Origin of the sequence: uncultured Chitinophaga sp. (assembly GCF_937874145.1) — a bacterium.
In the GTDB taxonomy this organism is placed as follows: domain Bacteria; phylum Bacteroidota; class Bacteroidia; order Chitinophagales; family Chitinophagaceae; genus Chitinophaga.
Genome location: NZ_CALNBI010000204.1, coordinates 1 through 14,909, shown reverse-complemented (window position 1 = coordinate 14,909; position 14,909 = coordinate 1). Strand labels below are relative to the sequence as shown.

Annotated in this window: 11 protein-coding genes; 6 read left to right on the top strand and 5 right to left on the bottom strand. The window is 52.4% G+C overall.

Annotated elements, in window-relative coordinates; translation table 11 throughout:
- Positions 1–603, top strand: a 603-nt coding sequence (locus Q0510_RS09530) for a Fic family protein (RefSeq protein WP_298710410.1), incomplete at its 5' end; no start/stop codon positions are given.
- Positions 604–680: 77 nt separating this feature from the next.
- Here Q0510_RS09530 and Q0510_RS09525 read toward each other — a convergent pair.
- Positions 681–1,106, bottom strand: coding sequence for a TraR/DksA C4-type zinc finger protein (locus tag Q0510_RS09525; protein WP_240646555.1), 426 nt, complete (start codon positions 1,104–1,106; stop codon positions 681–683).
- A gap of 13 nt (positions 1,107–1,119) precedes the next feature.
- Between Q0510_RS09525 and Q0510_RS09520 the strand changes: the two genes are divergently transcribed.
- On the top strand, positions 1,120–1,785 hold the full coding sequence (locus tag Q0510_RS09520; RefSeq protein WP_298710402.1) for a hypothetical protein: 666 nt from the start codon (positions 1,120–1,122) through the stop codon (positions 1,783–1,785).
- Here the strand turns inward: Q0510_RS09520 and ileS are convergent.
- Positions 1,765–5,094 (bottom strand): isoleucine--tRNA ligase, encoded by a 3,330-nt coding sequence (ileS, locus tag Q0510_RS09515; protein ID WP_298710400.1) that lies wholly within the window; start codon positions 5,092–5,094, stop codon positions 1,765–1,767. The two genes, Q0510_RS09520 and ileS, sit on opposite strands and share 21 nt — an antisense overlap.
- A 228-nt stretch (positions 5,095–5,322) precedes the next feature.
- Between ileS and Q0510_RS09510 the strand changes: the two genes are divergently transcribed.
- A complete protein-coding gene (locus Q0510_RS09510; protein ID WP_298710399.1) occupies positions 5,323–5,790 on the top strand; it encodes a hypothetical protein in 468 nt (155 codons plus the stop codon).
- A 595-nt stretch (positions 5,791–6,385) separates the two neighbouring features.
- Here Q0510_RS09510 and Q0510_RS09505 read toward each other — a convergent pair.
- The gene (locus tag Q0510_RS09505; RefSeq protein ID WP_298710398.1) at positions 6,386–7,315 is read right to left on the bottom strand and encodes an AraC family transcriptional regulator; all 930 of its coding nucleotides are present in this window, start codon (positions 7,313–7,315) and stop codon (positions 6,386–6,388) included.
- Positions 7,316–7,431: 116 nt separating this feature from the next.
- On the opposite strand from Q0510_RS09505, the gene Q0510_RS09500 reads away from it, so the two are divergent.
- The 3 genes from Q0510_RS09500 to Q0510_RS09490 all read left to right on the top strand — a co-directional run bounded on the left by Q0510_RS09500 (position 7,432) and on the right by Q0510_RS09490 (position 11,903).
- Positions 7,432–9,102, top strand: coding sequence for a hypothetical protein (locus Q0510_RS09500; protein WP_298710396.1), 1,671 nt, complete (start codon positions 7,432–7,434; stop codon positions 9,100–9,102).
- A gap of 121 nt (positions 9,103–9,223) precedes the next feature.
- Positions 9,224–11,203 (top strand): DNA topoisomerase (ATP-hydrolyzing) subunit B, encoded by a 1,980-nt coding sequence (gyrB, locus tag Q0510_RS09495; RefSeq protein ID WP_298710394.1) that lies wholly within the window; start codon positions 9,224–9,226, stop codon positions 11,201–11,203.
- 178 nt (positions 11,204–11,381) lie between these two features.
- Positions 11,382–11,903 carry a hypothetical protein gene (locus tag Q0510_RS09490; RefSeq protein ID WP_298710392.1) on the top strand — a complete coding sequence of 174 codons (522 nt, stop codon included), beginning with the start codon at positions 11,382–11,384 and terminating at the stop codon, positions 11,901–11,903.
- A 224-nt stretch (positions 11,904–12,127) separates the two neighbouring features.
- Here Q0510_RS09490 and Q0510_RS09485 read toward each other — a convergent pair whose 3' ends face one another.
- Positions 12,128–12,817, bottom strand: a complete 690-nt coding sequence (locus Q0510_RS09485) for an SIMPL domain-containing protein (RefSeq protein WP_298710390.1) — start codon at positions 12,815–12,817, stop codon at positions 12,128–12,130.
- A gap of 184 nt (positions 12,818–13,001) precedes the next feature.
- On the bottom strand, positions 13,002–14,909 hold a 1,908-nt coding region (gene mfd, locus Q0510_RS09480), incomplete at its 5' end, for a transcription-repair coupling factor (RefSeq protein WP_298710388.1).

Here is a 14,909-nt window from a genome sequence, read left to right as displayed (position 1 = left end):
CATGAGCGCAATTTGAATGCGTTAAAAAACACGATTCAGATTATGGGGAGGTTGATGGATAATCACCGGTTGACGAATGATGAGTCTGCCGGGTTGATCAGTTTGCTAAATGATTACTCCTATGCCCTGGATGTACTTGACAAATATGATCACCAGCAGATTCCGGAAGAGCATACAAGTCGCAAAATTGTATATACGCCGACTTATGAGGACGCCATTCAAGTGGTTGCATTGTTAAAGAACAGGTATCCTTCGAACGCGCTGTTTGGGAACGAAAAAGACATGTCCTTCCGCAGTTCCCTTGCGTCTATTAATCAAACTTTTGACGGAAGAGACTTATACCCGAGCATTGAGGTGAAGGCGGCACATTTGTTATATTTCATCGTTAAAAACCACTCTTTTTCCGACGGGAACAAACGGATAGCCGCATTTTTACTGGTATGGTACATGGACAGGAACAATATCCTATACAAAAAAGACGGGAATCGGCGTATCTCCGATAATTCTCTGGTAGCGTTAACGCTGATGATAGCGGAAAGTGATCCTGCGGAGAAGGATGTATTCATTCAGGTGGTGGTCAGTTTGATCAATGGACATAACTAAGCCACTGTACAGAGATGGCAGCCGCATAAAAAAGGCCGTCCATCCGGACGGCCTTTCCATTATTTTCTGCCTGACGGTTATTTGCTTTTAGCGAGTTTCGCTTCGATGCTGAGGGTCGCATGCGGCACTGCTTTCAGACGGGCTTTTTCGATGAGCTTGCCGGTTTCGCGGCAGATGCCGTATGTTTTGTTTTCGATACGCACGAGTGCTTTCTCGAGGTGGTCGATAAACTGGATCTGTCGGCTGGCCATTTGGTTGAGCTGCTCACGTTCCTGGGAACCGGAGCCGTCTTCCATGCTCATGTATTTGTTCTCGGTATCATCGGTGCCGGCTTCGTCTTTCCGGGTGATGAGGCCCTGGAGGAACACCAGTTCTTTCTTGGCGGCTTCCAGTTTCTTCAGGATGATTTCCTTGAATTCCTGCAACTCGGGGTCGCTGTAGCGATATATCGGGCCAGTCGGGGCCTCGGGTTGATCGAGAACGGACTTGGTGAATTCCGGCACATATGCCACCGGTTTGGCGGAGGAAGAACGGGAGCTTCCGGCGGAGCGGGAAGTTGTTTTTCCTGCAGGTTTCTCAGCAACCCGTTTCGCAGGTTCTTCTGCTTTGGCCTTTTTTACCGGCTCTTTTTCTGATTTTTCCTGTTTGCTCTTTGCCATTATATCTACTTTTTCTACGGGTTTAGCAATAATCGGCCCATTCTGCGCAACCGGGGTTTTGGCCGCCGGCGCTTTCTTGGTTTTGGGTGCGGGTACCGGCACCGCTTTCACGGTTACGGCCTTCACCGATTTTTTTACGGGAGCTTTTGCGACTGGAGCAGGCTTCTTCGCGACAGGAGCTGCCTTAACAGCCGTCTTCTTCACGGGAGCTGCCGCTTTCTTCGCTACTGCAGCCGGCTTTTTGGCCGGTACGGCTTTCTTGGAAGAGGTTGCCTTCACTGCTGGTTTCTTGGCGGCTGCTTTCTTCGGAGCGGGTTTTACAACTTTAGCCGCGGGTTTCTTCGCTGCCGCCTTCTTAGGCGCAGCTACCGGCTTCTTCTTGGCAGGCGCAGCTTTGGCCGCTGCCTTCTTCGGCGCTGCCGCTTTCTTCGCTACCGCTTTCTTCGCAGGAGCCGCCTTCTTAGTAGTCTTACCAGCAACCTTCTTCTTTGTTGCCATGGGATTAGCTTTTTTTGTTAACTAATACGTTGAATTTAAATTCGTTAACTTCTACCTCCGTTCCTTCCTGCAATTGCGGCACTATTTCCAGGCTATCTGCCAAAATTTCCGTGCAAATATAGTCATTAAAGTTCATTAACGCCGATTTCAGGGACGGAACGTCCGGTACTTTCACGCTGATACGGTCAGTTAAATCAAAACCACTGTCCTTCCGTATCTTCTGAATGCGGTTCACCAGCTCTCTAGCATTGCCCTCGTCCAATAATTCAGGTGAAATGGTAATATCCAGGGCCACGGTTAACATACCCTTATTGGCTACTGTCCAACCCGGAATATCTTCCGAAATGATGTCAACATCTGTCAAAACAATCAGAACAGGTTCATTATCAATTGTCAAGCCAAATTCCCCGGACTTTTCCAATGTAGCGATATCGTGCTGCGTCATCCCTCCTATCGCGGCCGCCACAGCCTTCATTTTCGCACCCATCCTTGTACCCAGGGACTTGAAGTTCGGCTTAATCTTTTTCTTGATAAACCCTTCCGTTTCTGTAAGATACTCAATTGTTTTTACATTCACTTCACTTTTTATCAGGTGCTCCACAAGGCCGATTTGACCCCTCATATGCGGGTCCGTAACCGGAATGAGGATTTTCTGCAACGGCTGCCGCACCTTTATGTTGGTCTTTTTCCGCAGGCTCAAGACCAGCGACGAAATATCCTGCGCCAATTGCATCCTTTCTTCCAGCTCCGTATCCACCGCCCCTTCGTTGACTTCCGGGAAAGTTGACAGGTGCACGGATGTTTCCGGACGTAAACCGCTGACTGCGTTCAGGTTGCGATACAACCAGTCGGAGAAGAACGGCGATACCGGCGCCATCAGCTGCGACACCATCTCCAGGCATTCATACAGCGTCTGGAACGCACTGATCTTGTCGTGCTCATACTCCCCTTTCCAGAAACGGCGGCGGCAGAGCCTTACGTACCAGTTACTTAAGTGCTCGTCCACGAATTCCTGCACCGCACGGCCAGCCTGGGTAGGCTCATACTCGTCCATATTGCCCGTCACCTGCTTCACCAGCGAGTTCAGCACAGAAATGATCCAGCGGTCGATCTCGGGACGCTCTGCCAGCGGGATGTACTTTTCCTGGAAACGGAACCCGTCCAGATTGGCGTACATCGCGAAGAAGTTGTAAGTGTTGTAAAGGGTCCCGAACAGCTTGCGCTGCACTTCCTTGATACCCTCCACATTGAATTTCATGTTATCCCAGGGCGAGGCATTGGTAATCATGTACCAACGGGTGGCATCTGCGCCATATTGGTCGATGGTCTGGAACGGGTCCACCACATTGCCCAGGCGCTTGCTCATCTTGTTACCGTCTTTATCCAGCACCAGGCCGTTGGAAACCACGGTCTTATACGCTACATTATCAAACAGCATCACACCCAGCGCATGCAGGGTATAGAACCAACCGCGCGTCTGATCCACGCCCTCGGCAATGAAATCAGCCGGGAAGGCCTGACCGTTATCGATATTGGCTTTATTCTCAAATGGATAATGCCACTGCGCATAAGGCATGGCCCCGGAATCAAACCACACGTCCACCAGGTCGGGCTCGCGGCGCATGGGCTTGCCAGACGGGCTCACGAGTATGATCTCGTCCACATAAGGTTTGTGCAGGTCCAGGATGCCATCGTGCAGGTATGCCTTGTTCACATCCCCGCCCAGCACTTCATTGGCCTTGCGGATCCCCTCGTTCAGCTCCGCGATGGATCCGATGCAGATTTCTTCGGAACCGTCTTCCGTCCGCCAGATGGGCAGCGGCGTGCCCCAGTAACGGCTGCGGCTCAGGTTCCAGTCCACCATGTTTTCCAGCCACTGGCCGAAACGGCCCGTACCGGTAGCGGCGGGTTTCCACTGGATGGTCTTGTTCAGCTCCACCATACGGTCTTTCAGCGCGGTGGTGCGGATGAACCACGCGTCCAGCGGGTAATACAGCACCGGCTTGTCGGTCCGCCAGCAGTGGGGATAGGTGTGTTCGTATTTCTCCACGCGGAAGGCGCGGTTTTCTTTCTTCAGTTTTACGGCGATGTCTACGTCAACGTCTTTATAATCAGTTTCGTTCTTGTAGTTCTTCACGTATCGGCCGGAGAACTCGCCGACGCTGTCGGTGAATTTACCCTGGCGGTCGACCAGCGTGAGGATGCCGATGCCGTATTTTTTACCCACGCGGTTATCGTCTGCCCCGAAAGCGGGGGCGGTATGTACGATACCGGTACCGTCTTCGGTGGTTACGAAATCGCCGAGCAATACGCGGAAGGGGTCTCCTTCTTCGGGCTGGGCGAAGGGCAGCAGCTGTTCGTACCGGATGTTCTCCAACTGGCGGCCTTTGAAATTGGCCACTACGGTCCAGGGGATGATTTTATCTTCCGGCTTCCAGGCCGCGAAGTCGCCGTTTTCGCCGTCGGCTTTGAAATATTTGCCGGCGAGGTCTTTGGCCACCACTACATTTACCGGGAGGTGGGTGTAGGGGTTGAAGGTTTTGATGAGTTGATAGTCGATATTTTCGCCGACCGTGAGCCCGAGGTTGGACGGGAGGGTCCAGGGGGTGGTGGTCCAGGCGAGGAAAAACACTTCTTCCCCGGCGCCGGCGGCGTCGAAGAGGAACTGGGATTTGTCGGAGGCGATGGCTTTGAACATGGCTACGACGGTGGTGTCTTTCACATCTTTATAGGTGCCGGGCTGGTTCAGTTCGTGGGAGCTGAGGCCGGTGCCTGCGGCGGGGGAATAGGGCTGGATGGAAACGCTTTTATAGAGCAGGCCTTTTTTATAGAGCTGCTGCATGCACCACCAGAGGGATTCGATGTAATCGTTTTCGAAGGTGATGTAGGGGCGCTGGAGGTCGACCCAATAGCCCATTTTGCGGGTGAGGTCTTCCCAGCGGTCTTTATATTTAAGTACTTCCTTGCGGCAGGTTTCGTTGTATGCTGCGATGGATATTTTCTTCCCGATGTCTTCCTTGGTGATGCCGAGTGCTTTTTCGACGCCGAGCTCAACGGGCAGGCCGTGGGGATCCCATCCGCTTTTGCGTTTCACCTGGTAGCCTTTCATGGTTTTGTAGCGGCATACGAGGTCTTTCAGGGCGCGGGAGATTACGTGGTGGATACCGGGGAGGCCGTTGGCGCTGGGGGGGCCTTCATAAAATACGAAGGGGATGGCGCCGTCGCGGTTAGAGACGCTTTTTTCGAAGATCTGGTGCTGTTCCCATTCCTTCCGGATTTCCTGTTCTATCTGCGGTAAATTCAGCTGGTTATATTCCTTGTATTTGCTGGACATAATCTATACCCCACCTGGTTGTTAATGAAAGAAAATTAAAATTCTGCGAAGTTACGAAAATAGCCGGAGGATTCCCTGTGGGCCTGCCGTTCATAAAAAATAATGGAATTTTAAAAAAAATGCCGTCGAAATTGGGTAATTTACAATAAACTGTACTTACTTTGCGTTTTTGGCAAGGTTTTGGTACTGAAAGAGAAGACCGTATAACAGAGAAAAACCATATCTTTTATGAAAAGAGTAACGTTACTTCTTTGCGCTGCTATCTTCACTTCCAGCATAGCGTTTTCGCAACAGAAATCCACCAAAAAATCAAAGACTACAGCTAAGAAAGTAGAAGCTCCGGCTCCTGTAAAGGCCGCATTCGAGCAGAACGCCCAGTATGCGGGCACTACCGATGCCGCCTGGAACAAGACCGCCAGCGGTAACTGGATCGCCTCTTTCGACAGGGAGGGCATCAAGACCGCAGTAGAGTATAATGCCGAGGGCACATGGGTTGCCACCAGGAGCGAATACGTGAATGGCGCCGTACCCGAAACAGTTTTGGGAACTTTGAAGAACAAATATCCGTCCGCCGTTGTTAAAGAAGGGTGGAAAATCGAAAGAGCGGATGTTGCTTCTTACTACAAAGTTAGCATCGAAGAAAATGGTGCTGCCAAAACGGTACTCTTAAACGATGCTGGCACTATTGTTGATTAGTAGTACTCACAACACATAATTAAGTATTTCATAGGTATAGGGATAAATAGGACAGACCCTGCTCTTTTGGGCGGGGTTTTTCTTTTCCACCAACCCCCTCCCACGCTTATCCCATTCAACCTCATACGGATTCATTATCCAGCTGCCCATCCCTCCTATCCCGCTTCAGCCCCCATTCCTGTCATTTTAACAATTATTATTTTCATGTCCGCGGCGCAACAGCTGTAGATTATTTTCCCGACAGCCGCATTTTTACCGCAGCATTCCACAATTTGCCGCGCGGCTATCAGGATTCCTGAGAAAATATCAAGTGAAGAAATAAAAAAAGCCGTCACAGAAAAGTAACGGCTTTATGCAAATTACGGTGGAAAAACTTACGGATCGCAGCGCCCGCTCTTTGTCGTGAGTGGTGTTTGATAAGGCGCCGCTTTAATGGCTTTACTAACCGCAAGCCTTCCCGATTTAGGTCAAATCTGATAAGGAAGCTTATGAGGAAACCAGATAGATATCCAGCATCGTGATACAAAGATGCAATTATCTCCATCAACTGGATTATCGAATCGGGAAAAGAAATGATCGTACCGGGAAAAACGCCTTAGCGAAGCAGTAACTCACAGGGTTTCAGGCCTGTATGCTTTTTAAAGGCGGTAGAGAAATGTGAAATGCAGGAATACCCCATCATCATGGCCACTTCCGAAACAGACATCCCCTTTTCATACAGGAGACCGCGGGCCTTTTCCATTCTTTCCTTCTGGAAATAATCATAGATGGTGGTGCCGTACATGGCTTTGAAGCCTTTCTTGAGGTAACATTCGTTCATCGCCACCTTACGCGCCAGTTCACGGATCGTGATCGGCGCATCCAGCTGCTCCAGGAGAATAGAGCGCGCTTTCTCGATCTTCGAGCGGTCTTCCATCTGGGTGAGGAAACGGCAGCCGTAACGCTCTTCCGTGTCGTTCTGGATGAACTGGTCGGAACTGAAGAGCAGCAGCTCGAGGGATTTGCTCTGTAAAAAGATGTTTTTCAACACCCCTTCGTAGTTATGATGCACCATCTGCTCCAACACCGATTTCGATTTGGTGCAGGGCTGGATGGTTTTCATGAATGGTTTGCGGGACTGCAGTTCGAAAAGCGTACTGTTCGTATTGCTTTTCTGCAAAGACTGGATGAACCCGGGATGAAAACGCACCGTGATCAGATCGATCGACGGCAGCTTGTCGCTGCTGCAATCCGCCGCCTTATGCCCTTCCGCACATACGCGGTCATTGCAATTCGGCTTGCGGCAGTACTTGTTGCCCGCCACGCAATACCGCAGCTCGATGGCCGCGCTCTTGCCGCGCTTGGCAGGCTGGTAAACAACCATGGCCACATCTTCCACAGGAAGCGGGCGGTCGTACACATAACGTTGCAAAGTGTAATCCAGGCAATCGGGCACGGCTACCGTTTCGGTTACCGCCAGCTCCAGCTGATCGCTCATCGCGGGCTGGGCCATCGCCAATTGTAATATTTCCTGTATTTCTTTCATGTAAAGCCGGACAAAAGTAACGAATCATTGTTATTATCGCATCATCCTGGCAAAGTCCTTACAATTGTCAGACGCTCTGCGCGAATTGGTATAAATTTAGCAACAGTTGGTTACACATGAAAAAATCCTGGAAAATCATCCTTATAATGGCCGGCACGCTCATCGGCATCCTCACCATCGGGGGCTGGTACCTCAGCGTTCACTGGAAAAAGCTGCTCGACGCGGAACTGCGGAAATACGTGGCCGAAGGGTCTGATTCGCTCTACACCCTCGCCTACGGCAAGATCAACCTCAACCTGCTCACCGGCAGCGTAGCCATCGACAACGTCGCCTTTCTCCCCGATTCGGCCGTATATGAAAGGCTCCTCGCCGAACAACGCGCCCCGGAAGTCCTGTACAACGCCAAACTCGGGCGGATACAGGTGTCCGGGCTGAAAATATGGCGTTATTTCCTCGATAAGGAGGTAGACGCCGCCGCGTTCCGCCTCCGCGATCCCGAGCTCACCATCGTCCATGATATGCGCGCCAACGACACCACGCCCAAGCGCAGCTTCTACGAGACCATGTCTACCAATATCCGGCAATTCCGGATCGGGGAAATAGAACTGGCCAATACCAGCCTGCTGTTCACGCAGATCCGGAAAGACAGCAGCCGTAAGATCACGAAACTCGGTAATCTCGACGTGGTACTCCGAAATCTCGCCATCGATTCCATCAGCCAGAACGACCTTACCCGCGTCCTTTATGCCCAGGATTTCAAAGTCGATCTCAAAAAGTGGGAATACCGGACGCCAGACAGCCTTTACTGGCTCCGGGTCAATAATATATCTTACGACGCCGTGGCGCGGCAGATTTCCATCGGCCGACTGGAACTGGATCCCCGTTACACCAAGGCCCAGTTCGACAAGGTGATCGACGCCCAGAAGGACCGTTTTCAATTGGTTTTCAATAACATAGTGGCAGATGGCATCCAGCTCGGGCACATCCTGCAGCAGCAGGCCATCATCCGCAAGGCGAGTATCGACGGCGGGGAACTGCACGTCTACCGCAACCGCGGGTTGCCCATGCCGCCGGGCGATAAATACGGCCAGTTCCCCAACCAGCTGCTGATGAAACTAGAAATGCCCCTGCGGATCGATACAATGAAGGCTCAGGGCGTTGCCGTCAGCTATTCGGAAGTAAACCCCAGGAACGGGCAAACCGGGAAGGTCGAATTCCAGAACGCCGGGGGTACGTTCCGCAATATCACGAACCTGGACTCCCTGGTGAAGCAGAACCCTCACTGCACGGTAGACCTCCACGCCATCCTGATGCGTTCCGGCAAGCTGAAGGCCCATTTCGATTTCGCATTGGGCAGCGCCGCGGGCGCTTTCGCCGTCAGCGGCAAACTAAACGATATGGACGGCAGGGAGATGAACCCCGCCACGCGGCCCCTGGGCGAGGTGGCCATCCGGTCGATCCGGATACAGGAGCTGGATTTCAACATCAAGGGCAATGAGCGGGCCGCGTCCGGCACGGTGACCCTCCGGTATAACGATCTCAAGATTGAAATGCTGAAAGACGTAGAAGCCAAGGGGAAAAAGCGGAAAAAGGGCCTGATAAGCCTGCTGGCCAACCTCATGGCGCTCCATAACGAAAATCCATCCCCCGGCCAGCCCCTGCGGGTGGCCCATCCCAGGTTTACCCGCGACCCCCAGAAGTCGTTCTTCAACCTGGTCTGGAAAACCATCTTTACCGGGATCAAGGAGTCGGTGCTCACCGAGGTGGGGTCCAGCGCGCTGGGCTGACCTTTCCACAGGCTGTCCACACCCCTCAAATTATCCTTGTTTTTCATGGAATTCAGCCTGATTTTCCGTATTTTTGCTGGATATCTAACGGATTTGTTCAAAAAAGATTTTCAGCTAAAATATGAGTGAAGAATTAGTGCAAGCACCCCCTGCTAACAATAACTATGGGGCCGATAACATTCAGGTACTGGAAGGGCTGGAAGCGGTTCGCAAACGCCCGGCCATGTATATCGGGGATATCGGGACCAAAGGCCTTCACCACCTGGTGTACGAAGTAGTCGACAACTCCATCGACGAAGCCCTGGCAGGATATTGCAAGAACATTGAAGTAACCATCTGTGAAGACAATTCCATCCGCGTGAAGGACGACGGCCGTGGCATCCCCACGGGCATGCACCAGAAAGAGAAGCGTTCCGCCCTCGAAGTGGTGATGACCGTACTGCACGCCGGCGGTAAATTCGATAAAGACACCTATAAAGTGTCCGGCGGTTTGCACGGGGTGGGTGTTTCCTGCGTGAACGCACTCAGCGATCCCCTGCATGTTACGGTGCACCGCGAAGGCAAGATCTTCGAGCAGGAATACAGAATGGGGCATCCCCAGTATTCGGTTCGCGAGATCGGCGAAAGCGATATCACCGGCACCATCGTTCACTTCAAGCCGGACGGCACCATCTTCACCGACACGGTATATAACCGCGAAACCCTCGCAGGCCGCCTCCGTGAGCTCGCCTTCCTCAACCGCCGCATCCGCATCACGCTGAACGACGAGCGCGAGAAAGACGACAACGGCAACATCTTCAGCGAAACTTTCTACAGCGAAGGCGGTATCACCGAATTCGTACAACTGATCGACAAGAACGGCCGCCGCAACGCGCTGCTCCCCGATCCTATCTACATCGAAACGCACGACGCCAACGCCAACGTGGCGGTAGAAGTGGCCATGCTCTACAACGATTCGTTCAACGAGCACATCTTCTCTTACGTTAATAATATCAATACCATCGAAGGCGGTACGCACGTAGCCGGCTTCCGCAGGGCTATCACCCGCGTGTTCAAATCGTATGGCGATAAGAACAAGCTGTTTGAAAAGTCGAAAGTGGAAGTAACGGGCGACGACTTCCGGGAAGGCCTTTCCTGCATCGTGAGCGTGAAAGTTCCCGAGCCCCAGTTCGAAGGCCAGACCAAAACCAAGCTCGGCAACTCCGACGTGATGGGTATCGTGGACAGCGCCGTAGCCAACGTGCTCGACGCCTATCTCGAAGAGCATCCCAAGGAAGCCAAGCTGATCATTAATAAGGTGGTACTCGCAGCCCAGGCCCGTGAGGCAGCCCGCAAGGCCCGCCAGATGGTGCAGCGCAAGAGCGTGATGACCGGCAGCGGCCTCCCTGGTAAACTGGCGGACTGCTCCGACAACGATCCCAAGAAATGCGAGCTCTTCCTCGTCGAAGGTGATTCCGCAGGTGGTACGGCCAAACAGGGCCGTAACCGGAACTTCCAGGCCATCCTGCCGCTGCGTGGTAAGATCCTCAACGTGGAAAAAGCCCTCGAGCATAAGATCTACGAGAACGAAGAGATCAAAAATATCTTTACCGCCCTCGGCGTTACCATCGGTACCCCCGAAGACGATAAAGCCCTCAACCTCAGCAAGCTCCGTTATCACAAGCTGATCATCATGACGGATGCGGACGTGGACGGTAGCCACATCGCCACGCTCATCCTCACCTTCGTGTTCCGCTACATGCGCGAAATGGTGGAACAAGGGTACGTTTACCTCGCACAGCCCCCGCTGTACCTCGTGAAAAAAGGCAAGGAATTCCAGTACGCCTGGAACGAAGAACAGCGCAAGGCAGCCGTAACCCGGCTGGCAGGCGGCGGGAAGGAAGACAGCGTAACCATCCAGCGATATAAAGGTCTGGGTGAGATGAACGCCGAACAACTCTGGGACACTACTATGGACCCGGACGTTCGTACCCTCAAGCAAGTGTCTATCGACAACCTGCCCGAGGCCGACCGTGTGTTCACCATGCTCATGGGCGACGAAGTTCCCCCGCGCCGCGAATTCATCGAATCGCACGCCAAATACGCAAGAATCGACGCCTAATCCGCTCGAAACAAATAGCTTACAGCCAGCGGCCGCTCCCGGATTCCAGGAGCGGCCGCTTCGTTTTTTCCGTCTTCCCCCATCAACCCAAAATTTTATTTATAATTAATATTTATAATTTGTTTTTAAATCGTATATTGCAGCCGCTAGCATCACCTGTACCAAGAAACGTATACCTATGAAAATCGCAAGCATACTGCCGGCATTGGGCCTGGCGGCGGCTATCTGCCTGACCGCCTGCAAGAAGAAAGACATTTTCGAGGACAACCGCAGCGAAGGCCACATGTCCATGAAGCTCGACGGGCAAACGCTCTCCGTTTCCAAACAACTGACCGGCACCTATTACGACACCGCCAACGACTTCATGAGCCACCTCATCGTCAGCGGCCTCACGGCCGACAACCAGCTGATGACCGTCAACGTCGCCTTCCCCATGAAGGAATTGAAACCCGGCACCTACAGGCTTAACGATTTCGGATACAACACCATCGGCTGGATGCGCCGCCTCAGCGACGAATCGGGCTATTACGCCGCAGAAAAAAAATTCGGCGCCGATGCCATCATCGTTCTCGAATCCATCAGCGAAACCAAAGCGAAAGGAACCTTCAGCGGCCTGCTCATCGACGATGTGGACGCCGAGCTGACCAAAACGGTTACCGAGGGGCAGTTCGAGGTATCCGTCATCAAATACACGAAATAACTACTTGAAAAACCATCACAACATATTCCGTCCTATTTATCCCAACTTACCTGACTTCGGCAAGAGGCCGTTAGTAGCAAAATAGACTGAAAAGACAGTTAAAACGACAGTAGAATCAGACAACGTCATACGCCTTCAGGCGTCAGTGACAAACCATCAAGACATGAAAAGGGCTACCGGTTACGACCGGCAGCCCTTCTTCTTTTGCTGTTATTTTCTATTTCTTATTTGATCCCGAACACGGCGCGCACTTCTGCACGGATCTTGATCGTTTTGAAATCGATGTTGGAATCGGGAGCACCGCCCGCTGCATCATAAGCGGCAGCTTTGCGCACCATCATGTTCGCCATTTCAGGACGAACGTCGCTGTACTGGTCGGTGTTAAACTCCTGGATCTCGATGACGCCGCCCAGCTTTTCGTCTATGGCTTCCACCAGGTATTCGGCTTTGGCTTTGGCGGCTTTCAGCGCGGAGATTTTCACCTGTTTGCGGTATTCTTCCATTTTGCTGCTGCTGAAGGAAGCTACGTTGGCGCTTTCGATACCTTCTTCGTCCACCGCGGCGAGGATGCCGTTGATTTTATCCAGGCGGGTGAGTTTCAGGCGGTATTGTTTGCGGGCCATGAAATCAGGCGCGTCTTTCTTCTTTTTCCACCACTGGTCGTAGTTGTAACCGAATACGTTGGCGATGGTGAAATCGGCTTTCGGAATGCCTGCGGCCTCTACGGCTTTCTGCAGTTTCTGTTCCAGCTCGGTGATGCTTACTTTCTGCGTTTTATTTTTCATGTATTCGCGCAGGGTGATGTTGAAGTAAATCTCATCGGGCGTGATTTCCAGTTCTGCACTGCCGTTTACTTCGATCTTCTTTACCGGGGGCTTGGTGTCGGTGGTTTGTGCGAAAGAAGTTGCTGTCATAACAAGGGCCATTAAAAGTACGGTTAATCTTTTCATTGCTTTCAGTTTTAAATTCACCAGCAGGATGCGGGGTATGGAGGTGTTTCCATATGCCGTTGCCGGCTTTAACTTTTCTTTAAGTTTTATTCAGGTAAATGTTTTGTGTCGCCGGTGTAACGATCCAAACAAATATATGTTACAATCATTAATTGCGCGCGTCGGTCATTTTCCGAAGGAAGTCGTGCAGCTTCGTCATCGAGTCGATACGGTCCACGATCAGCATGAAGTTTTTGCCTACCTGTTTCAGCCTTGCGTTGTTCGTGCGTGTTTGAATGTAATGCAGGATATGCTGGAAGGTGGGCGATTCGAAATAGGGGCTGTCGGGGTTGTTGATGAAATAACAGCGGAGGGTTTCCTCTTTCAGGATCATTTTCTCGAAGCCCAGCGCTATCGCCATCCAGCGGCAGCGTATGGTGGTGTATAGGTCCAGCACGGGTTCGGGCGCGGCGCCGAAACGGTCTTCCAGCCCGGCGGCGAACTCCTGTAGTTTGGACTCCTGCGTAATATTGTCGAGCTCCTGGTAAAGGTTGAGCCTTTCCTGGATGCTTTCGATGTAAGTGTCGGGGATGAGGATTTCCAGGTCGGTATCGATCGTACAATCGGATACGTAATCTTTCTTTTCTTCCAGCTGGTCTTTGAACAGGTCTTTGAAATCGGTCTGTTTCAGTTCGCGGATGGCTTCGTCGAGGATTTTCTGGTACATGTCGAATCCGATCTCCGCGATAAACCCGCTTTGTTCGCCGCCCAGGAGGTTACCGGCACCGCGGATGTCGAGATCGCGCATCGCGATCTGGAAGCCGGAGCCCAGTTCGCTGTGCTGTTCCAGCGTTTGCAGGCGCTTGCGGCTGTCGGCCGGGAGCGTGCTCATCGGTGGCGCCATCAGGTAACAGAACGCTTTTTTATTGCTTCTTCCCACGCGGCCGCGCAGCTGGTGCAGATCGCTCAGGCCGAAGTGGTGGGCGTTATTGATGATGATGGTATTGGCGTTGGAAATGTCTACCCCGCTTTCTACGATATTGGTACACACCAGAACGTCGTATTTGCGGTCGATGAAGTCGAGGATCACTTCTTCCAGCTTATGCCCTTCCAGCTGGCCGTGTGCGGTGGCGATGCTAAGGTCGGGGCACAATTCCTGGATGAGGCCCGCCATTTCGCGGAGGCCATGCACCCGGTTGTGGATGAAATATACCTGCCCGCCGCGCTCCGTTTCGTAGTAGATCGCGTCGCGGATCTGCTCCTTGTCGAACACCAGCACTTCGGTTTCGATAGGCTGGCGGTTGGGTGGCGGCGTGTTGATGATGGACAGGTCACGCGCGCCCATGAGCGAGAACTGCAGCGTTCTCGGGATAGGCGTGGCCGTTAGCGTGAGGGTATCTACGTTCACCTTCATCGTCTTGAGCTTTTCTTTCGCCGTAACGCCGAATTTCTGCTCTTCGTCGACGATCATCACGCCGAGGTCTTTAAACTTCACTTCCTTGCCGAGCAGCGAATGCGTACCGATGATGATATCGATTTTCCCTTCCGCCAGTTTCTGCAAGGTTTCCTTTTTCTGTTTGGCGGATTTGAACCGGTTGATGTAATCCACGGTGCAGGGGAAATCTTTCAACCGCTCGGAAAACGTTTTCCAGTGCTGGAACGCCAGTATGGTAGTGGGCACCAGCACGGCGGCCTGTTTGCCATCCACTACGGTTTTGAATGCGGCGCGCACGGCTACTTCCGTTTTGCCGAAACCCACGTCGCCGCAAACGAGGCGGTCCATCGGCGAAGGGGATTCCATATCCCGCTTCACATCCGAAGTGGCTTTCGACTGATCGGGCGTGTCTTCGTAAATGAACGACGCTTCCAGTTCCGTTTGCAGGTAAGTATCGGGCGTATGCTGGAAGCCCTGTTGCGACTTGCGCGCGGCATACAGCTTGATGAGGTCTTTGGCGATGTCCTTTACTTCGGTCTTCGCTTTTTCCTTCAGCTTCTCCCAGGCGTCGCTGCCGAGCTTGTTGACTTTCGGCGTAACGCCTTCCTTGCCGGTGTATTTGCTGATCTTGTGCAGTGAGTT

Excerpts from the sequence above, each read along its gene's own strand:
- gyrB (WP_298710394.1), top strand. The coding sequence starts at position 9,224 with ATGAGTGAAGAATTAGTGCAAGCACCCCCTGCTAACAATAACTATGGG.
- Q0510_RS09510 (WP_298710399.1), top strand. The coding sequence starts at position 5,323 with ATGAAAAGAGTAACGTTACTTCTTTGCGCTGCTATCTTCACTTCCAGC.
- Q0510_RS09490 (WP_298710392.1), top strand. The coding sequence starts at position 11,382 with ATGAAAATCGCAAGCATACTGCCGGCATTGGGCCTGGCGGCGGCTATC.
- Q0510_RS09485 (WP_298710390.1), bottom strand. The coding sequence starts at position 12,817 with ATGACAGCAACTTCTTTCGCACAAACCACCGACACCAAGCCCCCGGTA.
- Q0510_RS09505 (WP_298710398.1), bottom strand. The coding sequence starts at position 7,315 with ATGAAAGAAATACAGGAAATATTACAATTGGCGATGGCCCAGCCCGCG.
- Q0510_RS09500 (WP_298710396.1), top strand. The coding sequence starts at position 7,432 with ATGAAAAAATCCTGGAAAATCATCCTTATAATGGCCGGCACGCTCATC.
- ileS (WP_298710400.1), bottom strand. The coding sequence starts at position 5,094 with ATGTCCAGCAAATACAAGGAATATAACCAGCTGAATTTACCGCAGATA.